Here is a 19,684-nt window from a genome sequence, read left to right on the forward strand (position 1 = left end):
GAGTACGGCCAAGTACGAGCTGCGATCCTCCGCCTTGCGATGCACCGCACCAGACGACGCGGGCTGATCCACGAAGATCGCCCGGACAGGACCTAAGCGGTGTCGAGGACGGCCCAGACGCGACGGCCGTCCTCGGCCAGGTCGTCGCCGCAGCTGTCCACCGTCGCCAGCGTCCGGAGTTCGGCGAAGGCGTCGCCCTCGGGCGCACTCCCGGGCCGGTGGCTCAGGGCGATGACGAGGATCTTGTCCGCCTGGTCACCGAGGTGCACGCTGACGCGGCGCCCGCCGTCCCGCACGGCCGCGTCGACCAGCACCCGTACGGCCGCCGCGAGATCCTGCTCGTCCAGCCCCGGGTAGCCCCAGCCCCGAACCGTTTCCAGGGCTTGGCCGGCAGCCTTCGGCGCGGCCCACTCGTCCGCCCGGAAGGTCAGGGCCGCCGTCTGCCGGTTCCTGATCCGCATGCGCGGCCGGGGCAGGCTCAGCTGGGCCGTCGGCTCCGCCGCCGCCTGCGGCCGGTGGGCTCGCGGAGAGGTCCTCAGCGGGTACGACGGCCTCGGCGGGGCCTGGGGCCCCTCGCCCTCTGGAGCGGTCAACTCGTCCTCCCGGAAGCGGAATCGGGCAGCTCTGCCCATCCTGGCAGTGCCCCTCGGAGGCCAGTGGCGAAACCCGGCCTCCGGTCCGCGTCCGATGGGCCGAAGATTCGATCGCCGACGATCGAACGCACCGACGATCGATCACGGACGCGGCGCGGGGCGTGACTGCGCGGCGGCACGCGACGGCACCACCGCGCGCGCCTTGACCCGTATGCCCTGTGCGGTGGGCGTCGGAGCCCGCGGGGCCTTTGACTGGGGAGCCCGGAAGAATCTTGGAGGCATGGTGACCGCGGTCGCGTGGATGCGTGGTGTGGCAGGTGCGGTGGCGCTGTCAGCGGTGGCGCTCGGTGCCGTGGGCTGTTCGAACGGCGCCGGCGACCCGTCCGGCGCGGTGTCGAGCGCCGCGGCGGCCGTCGAGTCGGCCGGGGAGGCGGTCTCGTCGGCCGCTGCCGAGGCCAAGAAGGCCGCCGAGTCCGCCGCGGCCGTCGCGAAGGACAAGCTCGCGGAGATCAAGGATGGGGTCGATGCCAGGGACCAGGTGTCCTTGGGGACGCCGACGACCGACGCGGACGGGTACACGACCGTTCCCGTGACCGTGCGGAACACCGACGACGCGGCGAAGTCCTTCGCGGTGCAGGTCGAGTTCAAGGACGAGGGCGGCAAGCTGCTCGACACCGTCGTGGTGACGGTCTCGGACGTGGCCGGCAAGGGCACGGGCCAGGGCACGGCCCGCAGTACGCACAAGCTGTCCGGCACGGTGTCGGCGGAGACCGGTACGGCCCTGCGCTACTAGGGAGTGTCGTCAAAGTGGCGTCGGCGGCCCGCAGGGCGGTGCTGGTGGGGCCTGGTGCGTGCGATCGCAAGGCGGAGGAGGGAGTCGATGCGGAGCATCGGCGACCGACGACAACGCGGCGAGCGTGCGTGCCGGACCCCACCAGCCAGACGGCACTTCGACGACACTCCCTAGGGCCTCGCCGATCAGGCCGGGCACGCACGCGCACCGGTCCGCGGCTCAGTTGTAGGTGACCGTGACCTGCTGGAAGCCGAGGGAGCGGAGCAGGCCCACGAGCATCGCGGTGGTGTTCTCCTGCGCGCGCTGGGTGAGGCCGCTGTCGCGGGCCGCGTCCGCGATGTGCCGGACCGCGAGCTGCTGGACGGCCTGTTCGCTCGCCGGGTTGTCGGAGAAGAGGTCGCCCAGCCGGTCCAGCAGGCCCCGCTCCTTGGACACGGCGTAGGAACGGGCCGGGTCCAGGGCGGGGTCGCCGAGGGTGGCGTGCGGCAGTCGCAGGGCGGCCTCGGTGCGGTCCTCGTTCACGGTGACGCTCTGCTCCCCGAGTCGGCCGAAGTCGACGTAGGCGCTGACCGTGCCCGCCCCGACGTAGAGGATGCGGGTGCCCCGGATGGCGTCGGGCAGCAGCTTGGCGTCCTTCTCCAGGTCGACGACGACCTGGAAGTTCCCCGCGGCGCCCTCGTAACGGCTCATGTTCTGGATCGACTTGAGGACGGCCGGACCCGACCGGTCACGGCTCTCGTCGCCGAAGAGCCCTCCGAAGCCTGGCAGCAGGCTGAACCGCCCGGCGATGACGAGGATCGCGGCGACTGCCACGAGGATCGCGGCCACCGTCACCGTCCGCCGCGAGCCGGATCCCCCCGACTCCTTGCTACGCACAGGTGGTTGAGCGGAAGTCTCCATACCGTTCCGATGCCCCGTGGGCAGGCGGCCATGCCGTCGAGCCCATCGGACCGGGCATCGACCGCCGGGCGGGCCTGCGCGCGGGGAGCACTGTGCGTAGCCAAATGATGCAGATCGTCACCATTCGTGTGAGTGTGGGAAGGCAAGCATTCTCGAGTGCGAGGAGCACCGTGATGGGCGGTAAGCAGGACAAGCGGCAGCAGCCGGGCCAGTCGGGCAAGGGCCCCGACGAGATGGGTGCGCAGCCCAAGCGCCCCGCCGGCCAGAACCCGACGCACCACCAGCAGCCGGGCCAACCCGCGAAGCCCTCCCGCGGCAAGGGTCACGAGGCCGACGAATCCACGCGTCGCCGTGACGACGACCTGCTCCGCGAGGAAGACCTGCACGACGACCTGTAGCAGGTCCACACAGCCAGGGCCCGGCCGGACGGGTAGCCACCCCGGCCGGGCCCTGACCTGCCTGCGGCAGCGTCCGGGAGCCCGTGCCGGGTCCGGACCTGCGCAGGCGTGTACGCCCGCGCCGGGCAACGGGCAGCACGAATGGACGCCCCGCGGTGCAGAGGCGGGAGCTGCGGCTTAGCGTCGCAGTGCGATGGCGCGGGCCAGCAGGCCACTGCGCGTCCAGGCGATCGAGAGGAAGCTCCATGGCAGTCGTGATGACCTTTTCCTGGCCCGAGATCACGCCCGACATCTATGACGCGGTACGTCAGAAGGTGGGATGGGAGCAGGACGCGCCGGACGGGTGCGTCCTGCATGCCGCGTGGTTCGTCTCCGGCGGCCTCAACGTCCTCGACATCTGGGAGTCGGAGGATCACTTCAACCGCTTCATCGCCGCGCGGATCGCCCCCGTGCTCAAGGGCGAACTCGGCGTGCAGAGCGACCCCGAGCCGCAGTTCTTCCCCCTGCACCGGCGTTTCGTCGCCCCGGGCATCAGCGGCGGCAGCTCCTGAGGCACGCAGGCGGGTCGCCTGCTCCTTCCGCTCACAGCATGACGTGCTTGACCTGGGTGTAGTCCAGGAGGCCGGACAGCGAGAGGTCGCTGCCGTAGCCGGAGTGTTTGACTCCGCCGTGGGGCATCTCGGAAACGGTCGTGCCGTGGGTGTTCACCCAGACGATCCCGGTGTGGAGGGCCCGCGTCGCCCGCATCGCACGGTCGTGATCGGTGGTCCATACGCTCGCGGCCAGCCCGAAGCGCACGCCGTCGGCCAGGCGCAGGGCGTCGGCCTCGTCGGTGAAGGACTGCACGGTCACGACGGGGCCGAAGATCTCCTCCTGCACCATCTCGTCCTCCTGGTGGACGCCGGCGACCACGGTGGGCTCGTGGAAGAAGCCCGGGTGCGGGAGGCGCGCGCCGCCGGTGACGATCTCCGCGTGGGCGGGAACGCGGTCCAGCAGGGCCTGGACCCGGGCGAGCTGGTCCGCGTTGTTGCGGGGGCCGAAGTCGGCGTCCGGGTCGTCCGGGGCTCCGGTGCGCAGCTTCCGCGTGGCGGCGGCGAAGGCCACGAGGAACGCGTCGTGGATCCGGTGGTGCACCAGGAGCCGGGTGGGCGCGGTGCAGTCCTGGCCCGCGTTGTAGTAGGCGACGGCGGCGAGGGACGCGGCGGTGGCTTCGACGTCCACGTCGTCGTGGACGATGACCGGGGCGTTGCCCCCGAGTTCCAGGTGGACCCGTTTGAGGCCGGCCGCCGCCGCGGCCGCGATCTCCTGGCCCGCCCGCACGCTGCCGGTGACCGCGATCAGGGCGACGTCGCGGTGCGCGGTGCGCGCCCGGCCGGTGTCGCGGTCGCCGCAGACGACGTTGAGCACGCCCGGCGGCAGGTGCCGCGCGGCGATCCGGGCCAGCAGAACGGACGAGGAGGGGGTCAGCCGCAGGGCCGGGTCCTCCTCCACCCTGCCGCTCACGACGATGCCGGACGTGAAGGCCTCCAGCGCGGTGGCCAGGAGGTTCGCGTCGGACCGGGTGTTCCACGGGTCCTCGCGCGTCGCGCCATAGGCGAACGCGCCGATGATCAGATCCTCGCGGTCCTCGCCGGACAGGGCCTCCAGGGCCCCACGACGGTCCTGGGGCGCCCGCGCGGACAGACGGTGGAACGCGAGCTCCACGGCCGCGAGATCCAGGCCCTCCCGATCGTCGAACCGGCTGTACATGGGACGGGACAAGACCTTCAGCATGGTGTGACCGAGCACGACTCCCCCGCGTTCTCCCCAAGAACCCTCAGCCGTCTCCTTCACCAACAGCCGGAGCCCTCGGATGGTTCCCGTATTTCCCGGGGGGACCGGCCACACCGCAGGGGTGTGGCCGGGTGACGTTCAGCCCCAGCCGGGTGGCGCTAGAACCAGTTGAGGGTGAGGGGGAAGGTGGTGCTGGTGGAGGCTCCGGTCGCATCGGTGGCGGTGGCGGTGATCTGGACGGTGCCCGATCCCCACGGCTTGCCGCTGATCCGGCCCGTCGCGGCGTCCAGGGTCAGCCCCCAGGGCAGCCCGCTCGCGGCGTAGCGCAGCGGCGGCTTGCCTCCGGTCGCGGTGAGCTGGATCGTGCAGTTCTGGTTGAACTTGCACGTCTGCGGGCCGGGGTTGGCGAGCTTGAGGTCCCCAGTGGGCGGCGGGGTGGTGCCGTCACAGCCGGGAGCGGCCTCCGCGGGCAGCGGCACACGCCAGATCTGGTTGTCGTTCTCGGAACCCACCAGGAGCGTGGCGCAGTCGGCGTACGTCACGATCTCGCCCTGGGGCTGGGCGGGCAGTGCCACATCGGCGAGTCTGGCTCCGGTCGCCGCGTCGTACACCGAGGCGGTGTTGGCCCCGAGGGGTCCGCCGCTGCGCAGGGTGTAGGACTTTCCGGTGGGCGAGAAGGCGCCGTCCGTGGCGAAGACGGGACCGGGGCGGACCGGGGTGAGGGTGTTGAGCTGTCCGGGCTGGGGCGGCAGCGGGGCCTTGTAGAGCTGGCCGGCGCCGCCGATGAGCTTGCTGGCGACGTACAACTGCCCGGTCACGGGGTCGGCGAGGAGCGATTCGGCGTCGTGGCGGCCGTCGGAGTAGGCGAAGCGGTAGGTGACGGGGGTGACGGTGGCGGCTCCCGCGAGGGTCTCGGGTTCGGGGAAGCTGTGGACGGAGAGCTCGGCGCGGCCGCTGAAGTTGTCGCCGATGTCACCGACGAGGATCACCGGGCGGCCGGCCGGGTCCTTGCCGAGGGCCAGCGCCTCCCAGTCCGTGTTGGAGGTGCCCGCGACGGTGAGGGTGGCCTTGAGCTGGCCGGTGGGCCCGTTGCAGTCGATCGCGAAGACCTGGTTGCTGTTGCCGCTGTCGTTGACGGCGTAGAAGACGCCGGGGTGGCGCGTGCTCATGGCGAGCCCGCTGATCTCCGCCAGGCCCGCGGGCAGGGTGCACTTGCGCTCCGGGGCGGCTGCCGCCGAGGGCACCGCGGGCTGCGGCTGCGCGGCCTTCCCAGAGGTGGACGCGGGTAGGGGCACGGCTGCGGCTGCGGCTTGCGGCAGCGGCCACAGCAGGACGAGGCTCGCGGCGGCGGTCGCCGCGGCGCGGGGGGACACGAGGAGTCGGGACATGCGCACAATGTGGGGGTGACAGCCGCAGTTCCCAAGCGGCGGGCACCTCCGCGTTGGGCATGGACCGATGCCGGGCGGGCATGGCGTGCCCGGAGCGCCTCCCCTCGCCGGCCGGGGAAGCCGGCGGTCAACGACTGGGCTCGCGTACGGGCGAGTTGTGCCGGGCGTGGGCGAGGAAGGCCCGAGCGGCGCGGCTCAGGGGGCGTCTGGCGTGCACGAGGCCTACGGGCCGCAGCAGCGGCGGGGTGAAGGAGCGCACCTCGGCGCGGCGTCCGAAGGCCCGTAAGACGACGTCCCGGTACCAGATGAGCGAGCCCCGGCCGTCGATCACGCCGGTCACCCAGGCCAGCCGTTCGTTGACTTCCAGCGTGGGTACGGGCCGTACTCCCAGGCAGCTGAACATCGCCTCCAGCTCCGTACGGCGGCCCGTGCCCGGCGCCGGCAGCACCATGTCCAGGCCGTCGAGCATCCGGAAGGGCAGCGGGTCGGGCAGCCGGGAACCGAGCGGCGAAATCAGGACGACCTCCCGCTCCTGGATGTGGTGCGCCGACAGCTCGCTGTCCACCGGCAGGTCGACCAGCCCCAACTCGGCTGTTCCGTCGATGAGTTCCTGCACGAGAACCTCCCGGCTGTCGTGCTGGTGCAGGCGTACGTCGATACCCGGGCTGCGCTCGGTGAAGGCGGGTACGAGATCGACGGCCAGGTCGAGCGCCAGGGTCGGGGTGGCCACGACGTGCAGGGTGGCCCGGGTCTTCTGCCCGTGCGGGGCGCCGACGTCCTCGATCGCCTCCACCGCGTCGAGCACCGTACGGGCGAGCCGGACCACGCGGGTGCCCGCGGGCGTGAGGTCCACGCCGCGCCCGCGCCGGGCGAGCAGTTCCACTCCGAGGTCCCGCTCCATGGCCTGAACTGCCCGGGAGAGGGCGGACTGCGCGACGAACACCGACGCCGCCGCGCCGGTGATGGAGCGGCAGTCCGCGACGGCGACGAGGTACCGAAGCTGCGCGAGTGTGGGGGTCATGACCGGACGGTAACTCCAGGACCGTTCAGGTGTAAGGGGCGGCCGAGTGAACAAACGGCCGATTACGGAAGCCCTCATACCGGGTTCACTGCGAGCCATACCGACCCGGCATGCCCGACCGGGGGGCCCGGCTCCGCCGCCACGCGGAAGGAATGCTTCCGGTGTGTGGAACATCGCAGGCCCAGGCGGTGGGAGCGGTTCCAGGCTACGGATTTCGCAGCGGCCGCCGGGCGGCCGAAAGCGAATGGACCCTACCAATGCGGCCGTTGACACTCACAGGCGGCCACCGCACGATGCAACGCGGCATGACGGCGTTACCGGCGGTCACCCATGGTGGGTGCCCGCCCGGAGCGGCCTGAGCGGACCCTCGCCACCCCCCTGACCTGCCCGGGCCCTCGCCGCACGACCCCGCCACCGCTCTGCGCCGTCCCCCGCGCCAATCGCTCCGCACCACCGCTTCGCGCCACCGCTTCGCGCCATTCCCCGCGCCATCGTTCCGCACCACAGCTTCGCGCCACCCCCCGCGCCACCGCTCCGCACCACGCCCGGCGCCACCGCTCGGCGCCACCGCTCGGCGCCACCGCTCTGCGCCCGGTCCGTCCCGTCCGCCCGCGCTGCCCGTTCCCCAGCCCGTTGGCCCGCACCGTACAGCACCGCACCGTTCCCCCTGCCCGTTCGGCCTGTCAGGAGCGCCTGTGACCCCCCAGCCGGTCCGTTCCGCCGTCCGCGACCTCGTCGTCGCGGTCAGCCCCTTCGAGGAGCCCAACCCCAGGATCGTCGTGGCCGCCGAGCGCGCCGGCGCGCTCGGCCTGCTCGATCTCGGCAGAGACGCCGGCCCCGCCCGCCGTGCCCTGGCCCAGGCGACGCGGACCCTGCGACAGCCGTACGGCGTACGGGTGCCGGTCGGCTGCCCGGTCTGGCCGGACGAGCTGCCGGCCGAGGTGGACACCGTACTCCTGGCCGATCCCGCCCAGCAGCCGCGTCCGGCAGCCTGGGCGGCCGGCGGCGCCCGCAGGGTATGGGCCGAGGTGACCAGCCCTCAGGAGGCGGCGGACGCCGTGGCCGCCGGGGCGGACGCCGTCGTCGCGAAGGGGCACGAGGCAGGCGGCCGGGTCGGTGAACTGACGACGTTCGTCCTGCTCCAGCGACTGCTGGCCGACCCGGACGTGACGGTCCCGGTCCTCGCCCAGGGCGGCATCGGCCCGCACACCGCGGCCGCCGCCGTCGCGGGCGGCGCCGCCGGGGTGGTGCTCGACGCCCAACTCGCCCTCACCACCGAGGGCGAGGCCGCCCTCCCCGGGGAGATCACCGCCGCCCTCCGCGCGATGGACGGCAGCGAGACCCTGGTCGTCGCGGGCCACCGGATCTACACCCGCCCCGACCTCGCGCCGCCCGATCCCGGGGAGCTCCCCCACCGGCTCGGCGCCCGCGGGCTGCACACCCACTCCCTGCCCCTCGGCCAGGACGGTGCCTTCGCCGCCCGCTTCGCGGCCCGCCACCGCACCACGGGCGGCGTGGTGCAGGCCGTACGCGAGGCGGTCGCCACCCATCTCGACGCGGCCGTGGAGAGCGCCCCGCTCCGGCCGCACCCCGCGGCCCCCCATCTCCCCGTGGCCCAGGGCCCGATGACCCGGGTCAGCGACCAGGCCGCGTTCGCCGCGGCCGTCGCGGACGCGGGCGGGGTCCCGTACCTGGCGCTCGCCGTCATGCCGGGCGACGAGGTCCGCACCCTGCTCGCCGAGACCGCACGCCGCCTGGGCGCCCGGCCCTGGGGCGTGGGCCTGCTCGGCTTCGCGCCGCCCGAACTGCGCGCCGAGCAGCTGGCCGCGGTCGCGGAGGTCCGCCCCCCGTACGCCGTCATCGCGGGCGGTCAGCCGGCCCAGGCGGCGCCGCTGGAGGCCGGGGGCACGCGGACGTACCTGCACGTCCCCTCCCCCGGCCTGCTGGAGCAGTACCTCGCACAGGGCGCCCGGCGGTTCGTCTTCGAGGGGCTGGAGTGCGGCGGTCACATCGGCCCCCGGTCCTCCTTCACCCTGTGGGAGGAGCAGATCGACCGGCTGCTGGCCTGCGAGGACGCCCCGGCACTGGACCTGCTCTTCGCCGGCGGCATCCACGACGAGCGGTCGGCCGCCATGGTCGCGGTCGCCGCCGCGCCGCTGGTGGGGCGGGGTGCCCGGATCGGCGTCCTGATGGGCACCGCCTACCTCTTCACCGCGGAGGCGGTCACCGCCGGGGCCGTACTGCCCGGCTTCCAGGCCGCCGCCCTCGACTGCGAGGCGACCGTCCTGCTGCGGACCGCGCCGGGACACGCCACGCGGTGCGCGGAGACCGAGTACGCCGACGCCTTCGAAGCGACGCGGCTGCGGATGACGGCGGACGGCGTGAGCCCGCGCGAGGTGTGGGAGGAGCTGGAGCGGCTCAACCTCGGGCGGCTGCGCCTGGCCAGCAAGGGGCTGCGGCACGGGAGCGCCGGCCCGGTGCCGGCGACCGAGGAGGAGCAGCGGCGCGAGGGGCTCTTCATGCTCGGCCAGGCCGCCACCGCCCGCTCGGCCACGACCACGGTCGCCGCCCTGCACGCGCAGGTGACGGAGGGGGCCAGCGCCTTCCTGGAGCGGCGGACCCGGGAACTCGCCCCGGCCGGGCCGCCCGTGGCGGAGCCCGCCGAGCCGCTGGACATCGCGATCGTCGGCATGGCCTGCGCGTATCCGGGTGCGGGGGACCTGGCCGCCTTCTGGGCGAACGTCGTCGCGGGCCGGGACGCCGTCACCGAGGTGCCGGCCGACCGGTGGGATCCGGCGCTCTACTTCGACCCCGACCCTGCGCGGGCCGGGGAGCGTACGCCGTCACGGTGGGGCGGCTTCCTGCCCCCGGTGCCCTTCGACGCGCTCGCGCACGGCATCCCGCCGGCCTCGCTGGCCGGGATCGAACCGGTGCAGCTCCTCGCCCTGGAGATCGCCGGCCGGGCCCTCGCGGACGCCGGCTACGGCAGCGGACGCGCCTTCGACCGCTCCCGCACCTCGGTGGTCTTCGGCGCGGAGGCGGGCACGGATCTGGCGGGCGCCTACGGTTTCCGGGCCCTCTATCCCGGCTATCTCGGGGAGGTTCCCGCGGAACTGGACGCCCAGCTGCCCAAGCTCACCGAGGACTCCTTCCCCGGCGTACTGGCCAACGTCATCGCGGGCCGGATCGCCAACCGGCTCGACCTCGGCGGCGCGAACTGCACGGTCGACGCGGCCTGCGCCTCGTCGCTGGCGGCGCTGGACCTGGCCTGCCGCCAACTGCGCTCCGGGGACAGCGACATGGTGCTGTGCGGCGGGGCCGACGTGCACAACGGCATCAACGACTACCTGATGTTCGCCTCCGTGCGCGCCCTGTCCCCCACCGGCCGGTGCCGCCCCTTCGACGCGGCCGCCGACGGGATCGCCCTGGGCGAGGGGGTCGCCGCGGTGGTGCTCAAACGGCTGGAGGACGCGCAGCGGGACGGCGACCGGGTGTACGCGGTCGTCAAGGCCGTCGGCGCCTCCAGCGACGGGCGCTCCCTCGGGCTGACCGCGCCCCGGCCCGACGGCCAGCGGCGCGCCCTGGAGCGGGCGTACGAGCGGGCGGGCATCGCGCCGGCCGACGTGGGGCTGGTCGAGGCGCACGGTACCGGGACGGTGGTCGGCGACGGCACCGAACTGGCGGTGCTGACCGCCCTGTTCGGGGCCTCCGCGGACTCCCCGAACTCCGGGAACCTCGCGAACTCCGGGAACTCCGGGAACCTCGCGAGCTCCGGCGGCTCCGCGAGCGACGGCGCCGCCGGGTGCGCGCTCGGCTCGGTCAAGTCCCAGATCGGCCACACCAAGTGCGCCGCCGGACTGGCGGGACTGATCAAGGCGGCACGCGCGGTGCACGCCGGGGTGCGGCCGCCGACGCTGCACCTCGACCACCCGCATCCGGACTGGCGGGCGGGGACGGGCCCGTTCTTCTTCGACACCGAGGCCCGGCCGTGGGCGGCGCCCGTGGGCCGGCGGATCGCCGGTGTGAGCGCCTTCGGCTTCGGCGGTACGAACTACCACGCCGTACTGGCGGGTCACGAGGAGGAGCCCGCGCACGGACTCGACGCCTGGCCCGCGGAGCTGTTCTGCTTCCGGGGCGCCGACCACGCCGCGGCGGCGCGGGCGATGGACCGGCTGGCGGCCCGGCTGGAGGAGAACGACGGCGCGGGACGGCCCTGGCCGCTGCGCGACCTGGCCGCCGAGACCGCGGCGTCGGCATCCGGCCCCGTACAGGTCTCGGTGATCGCGGAGAGCCTGGAGGACCTCGCCGCCAAGCTGGTACGGGCCCGCGGCTTCACCGCGGGCGACGGGGTACACGTACGGGCACCGGGGGCGGATCCCGGGAAGGTGGCGTTCCTCTTTCCCGGACAGGGCAGCCAGCGCCCCGGAATGCTCGGGGACCTCTACGTCGCCTTCCCGCGGCTGCGGGGACTGCTGGACGAGGCTCCGCGGCAGGTGGTGGCGGCGATGTTCCCGCCGGCCGCCTTCACTCCGCAGGAGCGGTCGCGGCAGCGGTCCGCCGTCACCGACACCCGGGTGGCACAGCCCGCGCTGGGCCTGGCCGGCGCGGCCTCGCACCTCCTCCTCGGCTCGCTCGGCGTCCGGCCGGACTGCACCGCCGGACACTCGTACGGGGAGCTGACCGCGCTGTATGCCGCCGGGTCCTTCGACACCGCTGCTCTGCTGCGGCTGAGCGGCCGCCGGGCGGCGGCCATCCTGGAGGCCGCCGGGCAGGACCCCGGGACGATGGCCGCGGTGGCGGCCGCCCCCGAGCAGGTCCGGGAGATCGCGGAGCGGGCCGGGTGCGTGATCGCCAACCACAACGCGCCGGCCCAGTGCGTGGTCTCCGGTCCGACGCCGGCCGTCGAGGCGGCCCTGGCCGCGCTGCACGCCGCCGGGCTGCGCGCCGAACGCATCCCGGTGGCCTGCGCCTTCCACAGCGAGGTCGTGGCCGGGGCCGTGACCGGCCTCGCCGCCGAGCTGGCCGGGACGCCGCTGGCGGAACCCGCTGTCCCGGTCTGGTCCACGGCCACGGCCCTGCCGTACCCCGCCGATCCGGCGGAGGTGCGCGAGGTGCTCGCCCGGCAGGTGGCCGAACCGGTGCGCTTCGTGGACCAGATCGAGGCCATGTACGCCTCCGGGGTACGGACGTTCGTCGAGGCGGGGCCCGGCCGGGTGCTGACGGGCCTGGTCGGCAGGATCCTGGGAGACCGGCCGCACACGGCCGTGGCCTGCGACGTCCCCGGGGAGCCGGGCCTGCCCCGGCTGCTCGCCGCGCTCGCGGAGCTGGCGGCGGCCGGAGTGCCGGTGGATCCCGAGGCGCTGTTCAAGGGGCGGACCGCCCTGCTGCCCGAGCGGGCGCCCCGCCGTCCCGGCTGGCTGGTCGACGGCCATCTGGTGCGCACGGCGGACGGCTCGCCCGTGGCGGGCGGCCTGCGCCCGGCCCGGCGCGTCGCCCTGCCGCAGCCCGCGGCTGCCGCGGACCGGCGGGAGGAGGCGGTACTGGAGTACCTGCGCGGCGCGCGGGAGCTGGTGGCGGCCCAACGCGAGGTCCTGCTGGGCTATCTGGGCGCCGAGGGGGCCCCGGCGGCGAGCCCGGCTGCGCGGCCGCCGGTGGCGGGAGCGACGGACGCGGTAGCAGCGGCGGGAGGGGTGGGAGCCCCCGCCGATGCGGAGGAGCCGGCAGCGGTCCCGGCCGCTCGGGGGCCGCTCACCGCGGACGGGGTGATGGACTCGGTCCTGGAGATCGTCCACACCCGCACCGGCTACCCGCGGGACATGCTGGGCCCCGACCTCGACCTGGAGGCGGACCTCTCGGTCGACTCCATCAAGCGCGTGGAGATCGTCGGCGCCCTGGCCGAGCGCATCGGCCTGCCCCGACAGCTCGACGGCGCCGGGGAGTCGGCCGTGGAGGAGCTGTCCCGGATCAAGACGCTCCGCGGGATCGTGGACTGGATCACCTCCCGGGAGCCGGCGCCGGACGCTCCCCCGTCCGGGGACCGGGCCGTGGCGCCGGCCCCGGCCCGGCCCGTCGCCCCGGCTACGGCTCCGGCTCCGGCTCCGGCTACGGCTCCGGCTCCGGCTCCGGCTCCGGTCCATGCCTCGGCCTCGGCCCCCGCGCAGGCCCCGGCCGAGCGCGACCGGGCCCTCGTACGGCCCCCGGTGCGGCACCGCGTCGAGGCTTCCCCCACCGGGCCGCCCGCCACGGGCGACCCCGCGGAGGTACTGGCCGGGCGGACGTTCGCCGTGGTCGAGGACGAGCTCGGGGTGGGGCCCGCGCTCACCGCACTGCTGGAGTCCCACGGGGCACGGGTGCGCACCGTACCCGCCGATCAGCCGGCGGGCGCCGAAGGGGTGGACGGCCTCGTGGATCTGAGTGCCCTGCGCCCCGGCCAGGATCCCGTCCTGCCCGAGGCGTTCCCCAGGCTGCGCGGGGCGCTGGTCGCCGGGGTGCGGTGGCTGCTCGTCGCCACCGCGGCGGGCGGGGCGTTCGGACACGGCCCGGCCGCGCCCGATCCGCTTCCGGGGCTGGGGCTGCGCGGGTTCGCCCGCAGCGCCGCGCTCGAATGCCCGGGAGTCCTCGTACGGGCCGTGGACTTCGACCCCAAGGACCGCCCGGAACGCATCGCCGCCCACCTGCTCGCCGAACTGTGCGCTCCGGACGGGCCGGTGGCCGTCGGCTACACCGACGGCACCCGCATGGGCCTGCGCACCATGCCCGCGCCGCTCGCGGACACCTCGCCCCCGCGGGTACGGCTGGACGGCGACTGCGTGGTCCTGCTCACCGGCGGAGCCCGCGGGATCACCGCCCGCACCGCACTCGCGCTGGCCCGGGCCTCGGGCTGCCACATCGAGCTGATCGGCCGCACTCCCCCGCCCGAGGCCGCCGAGGATCCCGCGCTCGCCTCGGCACACGACCGGGTGGCGCTGCGCGCCGCGCTGATCGCCGGAGGGCTGCGCACCCCGGTGGAGATCGAGGCGGCCGCGTCCCGGATCCTGGCCGCCCGGGAGGTGCGGGCCACCCTGCTCGCCCTCGCCGGCACGGCGGCGTCGGTCCGCTACCACTGTGCCGACGTCACCGACGAGGCCGCCGTACGCGCGGTCGTGGCCGGCATCCGGGCCCGCCACGGCCGGCTCGACGGCATCGTGCACGGTGCGGGTCTGCTCCGGGACTCCCTCCTGCGCGACAAGGACCCGCAGGCCTTCGCGGACGTCTTCGCCACCAAGGTGGACGGCGCCCGCCACCTCGCCGCCGCGGTCGCCGGCACCGACGACGGATCGGCGGCGCCGCCCGCCCCGGCCTTCCTGGTCCTCTTCGGCAGCGTCGCGGGCGTGTACGGCAACCGCGGCCAGAGCGACTACGCGGCCGCCAACGACGCCCTGGACACCCTGGCCCACGCCTGGTCCGCGGCCTCCCCCGGCCGCGTCCTGTCCGTCGACTGGGGTCCTTGGGCCGCGGAAGCGGGCGGCATGGTCACCCCTGAACTGGAGCGCGCGTACGCCCAACGGGGCATCGCGCTCATCGAACCCGACGCGGGTGCGGAGGCCTTCCTGGCGGAACTGGCCCACGGCACGGATCCACAGGTCGTCCTCATGGCGGACGGAGCGGAGGGAGCGGAGGGAGCGGACGGCACTGACAGGACTGACGGAGCGGGCGGAACTGACGGAGCGGGCCCGCCGGCCGGCCCCGAGCGGGCGCGGGCGGACGCGACGGACCCGGAGGCCCACCATGGCCGCTGACCCCCGTCCGACCGATGCCGCGATCGTCGGCATGGGCGCCGTGTTCCCGGGTGCCGGGGACCTCGCCGCCTACCGGCACAACCTGTTCGCCGGCGTCGACGCCATCACCGACGTCCCGCCCGGGCGTTGGGATCCGCAGGTGTACTACGCCCCCGACGGCCCGTCCGGCAGCGACCGCTTCTACTGCCGGCGCGGCGGGTTCGTCGACGACCTCGCCGCCTTCGACCCCACGCGCTTCGGCATCATGCCCGCCGCCGTCGCCGGGGCCGAGCCCGACCAACTGCTGGCCCTGCACGCAACTGCGGAGGCCATCGCGGATGCAGGCGGCGAGGACCGGTTGCCCGCCGACCGGGCGCGGATCGGCGTGGTGCTGGGCCGGGGCGGGTTCATGGGCGTGGCCACCGCCCGCCTGGACCAACGGGTGCGTACCGCACACCAGTTGAGCACCACTCTGCACGAGCTGGCACCGGAGCTGAGCGCCGGCCGGATCGCCGCGATCAGGCGGGCCTTCCAGGAGGCCCTGGGCCCGGAGCAGCCGGAGGCGTCCATCGGACTGGTTCCGAGCTTCACCGCCGCCCGTACCGCCAACCGGCTCGACTTCCGCGGCCCGGCGTACACCCTGGACGCGGCCTGCGCCTCCTCGCTGCTGGCCGTGGACCAGGCGGTCGCGCTGCTGGCCGCCGACCGCTGCGACCTCGTCGTCGCGGGCGCCGTCCACCACTGCCACATCGCCACGCTCTGGAGCGTGTTCACCCAGCTGGGCGCCCTCAGCCCCAGCGAGCACATCCGCCCCTTCGACCGGCGGGCCGACGGCACGCTCCTGTCCGAGGGGACGGGCGTGGTGCTGCTCAAGCGGCTCGCGGACGCCCAGCGGGACGGCGACCGGGTGTACGCGGTGATCCGCGGGATCGGCGTCGCGGGCGACGGCCGGGCGGCGAGCCTGATGAGTCCGCTGGTGGACGGCCAGGTCCAGGCCTTGGAGCGGGCCTGGGCGATGGCGGGTCTCGATCCGGCAGCCGCCGGGCAGATCGGCCTCCTGGAGGCCCACGGAACGGGTACCCCGGTCGGCGACGAGGCCGAACTCTCCACCCTGGCCCGCGTGTTCGGGCGACGGGACACGGCCGGGCCGATCGCGCTGGGCTCGGTCAAGTCCATGCTCGGACACACCATGCAGGCCTCCGGCATGGCCGGGCTGATCAAGGCGGCGCTCGCCGTCCACGAGGGGGTGCTGCCGCCGACCCTCCACCTCGATGATCCGCACGAGGGCCTGGCCCGGACGCGGATGCGGCCGGTGCGCACGGCCGAGCCCTGGGAGCCGGGCCCGGAGCCCCGCCGGGCCGGGGTGAACGCCTTCGGGTTCGGGGGCATCAACGCCCACGCGATCCTGGAGGAGGCCCCCCGGGCCCGCGCGTCGCGGCCTCCGGTACGCCGCTTCCTCCCGGTGGGCCCGGCGCGCGCCACGGTCCGCCCGCGGGAAGCCGCGGGGCCCGGATCCGTACTCCTCCTCACGGCCGGGACCCCCGAGGAGCTGGCCCGGCTCCTGGCGGCGCCGACCTCCGCTGCCACGTCCGCGTCCGCCTCCGCGTCCACCTCTGCCTCTGCCTCCGCCTCCGCCTCCGCCGAGCACGGTGGTCCGTACCGGCTGGCGATCGCCCAGCCGACCGGGGAGCGCCGGGCACTGGCCGCGAAGGTCGTGGCGCGCGGCCGGCCCTGGCGCGGCCGGGGCGGCGTGTGGTTCACGCCCCGGCCGCTGCTCGGCCCGTACGCCGCCGAGCCCGGCGGCAAGCTCGCCCTCCTCTTCCCGGGCCTGGAGCCGGAGTTCGCACCCGCCCTCGACGAGGTGGCCGCCCACCTGGGCCTCGCCGCCCCCGCGCTCACCGGCGGCGGCGAGCTCGTCGAGCGCGCCCTCGACGCCGTGGCCACCGGCCGCTTCTTCGCCCGGGTCCTGGCCGAACTGGACATCCGGCCCGACCTGTTGGCGGGGCACAGCCTCGGCGAGTGGGCCGCCATGGTCGCCGCCGGGATGTACCCCCAGGAGGCGGTCGACACCTTCCTCGGCTCGCTGCGGCCCGGCTCCCTGGCGGTGCCGGACCTCGTGTACGCGGCCCTCGGCTGCGGCGCGGCGCAGGCGGCCGCAGCCCTGCACGGGCTGGAGGGCGTAGCCGTCAGCCACGACAACTGCCCCCACCAGTCGGTGGTCTGCGGCCCGCCGCCGCAGGTCGCGTCGGTGCTGCGCCGACTGGCCGACGAGGGCGTGATGGGCCAAGAGCTGCCCTTCCGGTCCGGTTTCCACACGCCCATGTGGGAGCCGTACCTCGGCCAGGTGCGGGCCGCCTTCGAGCGGTTGCCGCTCCAGGCGGCCGCGCTCCCCGTCTGGTCGGCCACCACGGCCGCCCCGTACCCGTCCGACCCGGACGGGATCCGGGAGCTGGTGGTCAGGCACCTGCTGGAGCCGGTGGACTTCCGCGCCCTGACGCTGCGGCTGCACGAGGCGGGCGTACGGGCCTTCGTCTCGGCCGGGCCGGGCAGCCTGACCGGCTTCGTGGAGGACACCCTGCGCGGGACCGGGCACCTTGCCGCGGCCGCCTCCACCCCGCGGCTGCCGGGCCTGGACGCCCTGCGCCACCTGGCGGCGGCCCTGTGGACCGAGGGACTGCAACCGCGCTGGGACCGGCTCACCGGCCGGACCGCGCCGGACCGCGCCGGGCACCCGGTCCGGCTCGACCTCGGCTCCCCGCTGGTGCACCTGAACGGCGCCGTCCAGCCCTTGTGGGAGCGCGGTCCGCTCTCCGCTCCGGGCCCCGCGGCCGTCTCCGGCCGGCCCGTGCTCCTGTCGGAACTGGATGCCGTCCTCGACGAGACGCAGGAGGCCGTCCGCGCCGTCACGGAAGCCCTGGCCGCCGCCCCCGCGGCCCGGGCGGGCGCCCTGGCCGCCGTCACCCAGGCCCCGTCGGGAACACCCCCGGCGGGCGCCCCGGCAGCCCGCGCCACCGTCACCGGAGTCCCGGCAGCCGGCGCCGTCACCGGAGTACCAGTCGCCGCACCGGCCGCCCGGGCCCGCGCCGGCGAGGAGGCGCCGCGCACGCACACCCGTCGGCTCTCCCTCGACACCCTGCCCTCGGTCCGCGACCACTGCGTCTACCTGCAACCCGAGGACTGGCAGGAGGACTCCGACCGCTTCCCCGTCGTCCCGATGACCACCATGCTGGAGCTGGCCGCCGAGGCGGCCCTCGCCGACCGGCCCGGGCAGCTCGTCACCGGCTTCGACGACATGCGCGCCCTGCGCTGGCTCCCCGTCGCGCCCGCCGTCGACGTCGAGTTCACCACCCGCCCGGCGGGCGACGGCCGCGTCCGGGTGGACATGGGCGACTGCGCGTCGGTCACCGTACGCCTCGGGTCCGGCCACGGCGCTCCTCCCGCACCCGATCCGGCGCCCCTCACCGCCGAAGGCCCCGCGCCGGTGTCCGCCGAGGCGCTCTACCGGGACCGCTGGATGTTCCACGGCCCCCGGTTCGCCGGGGTCCACGAGGTCACCGCCGTCGCCGACGACGGAATCCGCGGCGTGCTGCGGGCGCTGCCGGCCCCGGGCGCCCTGCTCGACGCCGCCGGACAGCTCCTCGGCCACTGGATGCAGCTGCGCCTGGACTCCGACCGGCTGGTGTTCCCGGCCGTGCTGGAACGGATCCGCCTGTACGGCCCTCCGCCCGCGGCGGGCACGCTGCTGGCGGCCACGGCCCGGATCCGCGAGGTGCGGCCCACGTCCGTACGCGGGGACGTGGAGCTGCGTACCCCCGACGGCGCGGTCTGGGCGCGGCTGGAGGACTGGACGTACCGCCGGTTCGCCGCCGACGAGCGGGTGTGGCCGATGAAGTTCACCCCGGAGGTGTCCGGGATCGGCGAACCGCAGTCCGGCGGCTGGTGCGCGGCCACGCGGCGCTGGGGCGATCCCGCCTCGCAGGAACTGGTCATGCGCCGCTACCTCGGCGCCGCCGAGCGCGAGGTGTACGAGCGGCTCGCGCCGCGTGCCCGCGCGCCGTGGCTGCTTGGTCGGATCGCGGCCAAGGACGCCCTGCGGCAACTGCTGTGGGACCGGGGCGCGGGGCCGGTCTTCCCGGCCGAGGTCACCGTGGGGCACGACGAGGCGGGCCGCCCGGTCCCCGGCGGCCTGGCCGCCGGCCTGCACCTGACCCTGGCCCACAAGGACCGGATCGCGGTGGCCTTCGCGCACGCCGACGCCCCTGTCGGCATCGACGTCGAGCCGGTGGCCGAGGACCCCGGTGCCCTGATCCGCATCGCGCTCACCCAGGAAGAGCACCGCCTCGCCGAGCGGCTGGCGGCCCGGGACGGAACCGGCCTCGCCGCGGCCGTCACCACCCTGTGGTGCGCCAAGGAGGCCGCCGCGAAGGCGGAGGGGACGGGACTGGGCGGGCGGCTCGTGCACTGGCAGGTGACCGAGGATCCGGCCGGCGGACTGCGGGTCCTCTCCCCCGCCGGCCGGGCGCACCACATCCGCACGACGGCGTTCGAGGGCCATCAGGTCGCCTGGACCGTCCCGACCGCCGCGAACGCACCGACCACCGCGACCGTCCCGACCGCACCGACCGCTGCGAACACCCCCGCCGCTCCTGCCACCCGGACCGCCCCGACCCCGACCCCGGCCACCGCGTTCCCCCGCACGTCCGCCCCCGCAGCCCTTCCGACCCCGACGGAGAACAGCCATGGCATCTGACATCCTCGCCGAGATCACCGGCATGCTCGTCAAGATCGTCGGCGACGAGTTCCTCCTCGCCGACGAGGTCACCATGAAGACCACCTTCAACGAGGACCTGGCACTGGAGAGCATCGAGTTCGTCGCTCTCGCCGAGCTGCTGCACGAGCGCTACGGGTCCCGGGTCGACCTCATGGGCTTCATCGCGGAGAAGGACATGGAGGCGATCCTGGCCATGTCGGTCGGCGAACTGGTCGACCACATCGCACGGATCGCCCACGGCGCGCTGGCCTCCCTGCCGGTCCGCCCGTCCACGGCGGCGTGAGCCGGTC

General features: G+C 75.1%; 11 protein-coding genes. 6 read left to right on the forward strand and 5 right to left on the reverse strand.

Annotated features, from left to right (window positions below; all coding sequences use genetic code 11):
- Nucleotides 1-92: 92 nt before the first annotated feature.
- Entirely contained in the window at nucleotides 93-593 is a 501-nt protein-coding gene (locus AB0D94_RS10355) for a hypothetical protein (RefSeq protein ID WP_362048645.1), read from the reverse strand.
- A gap of 280 nt (nucleotides 594-873) precedes the next feature.
- Between AB0D94_RS10355 and AB0D94_RS10360 the strand changes: the two genes are divergently transcribed.
- Nucleotides 874-1,386, forward strand: coding sequence for a hypothetical protein (locus tag AB0D94_RS10360; RefSeq protein ID WP_362048648.1), 513 nt, complete (start codon nucleotides 874-876; stop codon nucleotides 1,384-1,386).
- A gap of 219 nt (nucleotides 1,387-1,605) precedes the next feature.
- Here the strand turns inward: AB0D94_RS10360 and AB0D94_RS10365 are convergent, their stop codons facing one another.
- A complete protein-coding gene (locus AB0D94_RS10365) occupies nucleotides 1,606-2,262 on the reverse strand; it encodes a DUF4230 domain-containing protein (protein WP_362048651.1) in 657 nt (218 codons plus the stop codon).
- Between the two features lie 197 nt (nucleotides 2,263-2,459).
- On the opposite strand from AB0D94_RS10365, the gene AB0D94_RS10370 reads away from it, so the two are divergent.
- Nucleotides 2,460-2,684 (forward strand): hypothetical protein, encoded by a 225-nt coding sequence (locus AB0D94_RS10370; RefSeq protein WP_362048654.1) that lies wholly within the window; start codon nucleotides 2,460-2,462, stop codon nucleotides 2,682-2,684.
- A gap of 245 nt (nucleotides 2,685-2,929) precedes the next feature.
- Nucleotides 2,930-3,235, forward strand: a complete 306-nt coding sequence (locus AB0D94_RS10375) for a hypothetical protein (RefSeq protein WP_362048657.1) — start codon at nucleotides 2,930-2,932, stop codon at nucleotides 3,233-3,235.
- A 31-nt stretch (nucleotides 3,236-3,266) separates the two neighbouring features.
- On the opposite strand, the gene AB0D94_RS10380 is transcribed toward AB0D94_RS10375, so the two are convergent.
- From AB0D94_RS10380 to AB0D94_RS10390, 3 genes are all read right to left on the reverse strand, one after another.
- A complete protein-coding gene (locus AB0D94_RS10380; protein ID WP_362048660.1) occupies nucleotides 3,267-4,445 on the reverse strand; it encodes an aldehyde dehydrogenase family protein in 1,179 nt (392 codons plus the stop codon).
- Nucleotides 4,446-4,615: 170 nt separating this feature from the next.
- Nucleotides 4,616-5,845, reverse strand: a complete 1,230-nt coding sequence (locus AB0D94_RS10385) for a putative Ig domain-containing protein (RefSeq protein ID WP_362048663.1) — start codon at nucleotides 5,843-5,845, stop codon at nucleotides 4,616-4,618.
- Nucleotides 5,846-5,972: 127 nt separating this feature from the next.
- Nucleotides 5,973-6,866 carry a LysR family transcriptional regulator gene (locus tag AB0D94_RS10390; protein ID WP_362048666.1) on the reverse strand — a complete coding sequence of 298 codons (894 nt, stop codon included), beginning with the start codon at nucleotides 6,864-6,866 and terminating at the stop codon, nucleotides 5,973-5,975.
- 695 nt (nucleotides 6,867-7,561) lie between these two features.
- Between AB0D94_RS10390 and AB0D94_RS10395 the strand changes: the two genes are divergently transcribed.
- From AB0D94_RS10395 to AB0D94_RS10405, 3 genes are read left to right on the forward strand one after another with little or no spacing between them, the layout of a single operon-like run.
- The gene (locus tag AB0D94_RS10395; protein WP_362048669.1) at nucleotides 7,562-14,644 is read left to right on the forward strand and encodes an SDR family NAD(P)-dependent oxidoreductase; all 7,083 of its coding nucleotides are present in this window, start codon (nucleotides 7,562-7,564) and stop codon (nucleotides 14,642-14,644) included.
- Nucleotides 14,634-19,373 (forward strand): beta-ketoacyl synthase N-terminal-like domain-containing protein, encoded by a 4,740-nt coding sequence (locus tag AB0D94_RS10400; RefSeq protein ID WP_362048672.1) that lies wholly within the window; start codon nucleotides 14,634-14,636, stop codon nucleotides 19,371-19,373. The genes AB0D94_RS10395 and AB0D94_RS10400 overlap by 11 nt, the downstream gene beginning before the upstream one ends.
- Complete coding sequence (locus AB0D94_RS10405; protein ID WP_362048675.1) at nucleotides 19,363-19,677, forward strand: acyl carrier protein; 315 nt, start codon at nucleotides 19,363-19,365, stop codon at nucleotides 19,675-19,677. Before AB0D94_RS10400 ends, AB0D94_RS10405 begins: the two co-directional genes overlap by 11 nt.
- Nucleotides 19,678-19,684 lie beyond the last annotated feature (7 nt).

Source organism: Streptomyces sp. NPDC048255, assembly GCF_040652415.1.
Classification (GTDB): Bacteria; Actinomycetota; Actinomycetes; order Streptomycetales; family Streptomycetaceae; genus Streptomyces.

Coding starts and splice junctions, on each gene's coding strand:
- AB0D94_RS10370 (WP_362048654.1), top strand. CDS start 2,460: ATGGGCGGTAAGCAGGACAAGCGGCAGCAGCCGGGCCAGTCGGGCAAG.
- AB0D94_RS10375 (WP_362048657.1), top strand. CDS start 2,930: ATGGCAGTCGTGATGACCTTTTCCTGGCCCGAGATCACGCCCGACATC.
- AB0D94_RS10360 (WP_362048648.1), top strand. CDS start 874: ATGGTGACCGCGGTCGCGTGGATGCGTGGTGTGGCAGGTGCGGTGGCG.
- AB0D94_RS10400 (WP_362048672.1), top strand. CDS start 14,634: ATGGCCGCTGACCCCCGTCCGACCGATGCCGCGATCGTCGGCATGGGC.
- AB0D94_RS10385 (WP_362048663.1), bottom strand. CDS start 5,845: ATGTCCCGACTCCTCGTGTCCCCCCGCGCCGCGGCGACCGCCGCCGCG.
- AB0D94_RS10405 (WP_362048675.1), top strand. CDS start 19,363: ATGGCATCTGACATCCTCGCCGAGATCACCGGCATGCTCGTCAAGATC.
- AB0D94_RS10390 (WP_362048666.1), bottom strand. CDS start 6,866: ATGACCCCCACACTCGCGCAGCTTCGGTACCTCGTCGCCGTCGCGGAC.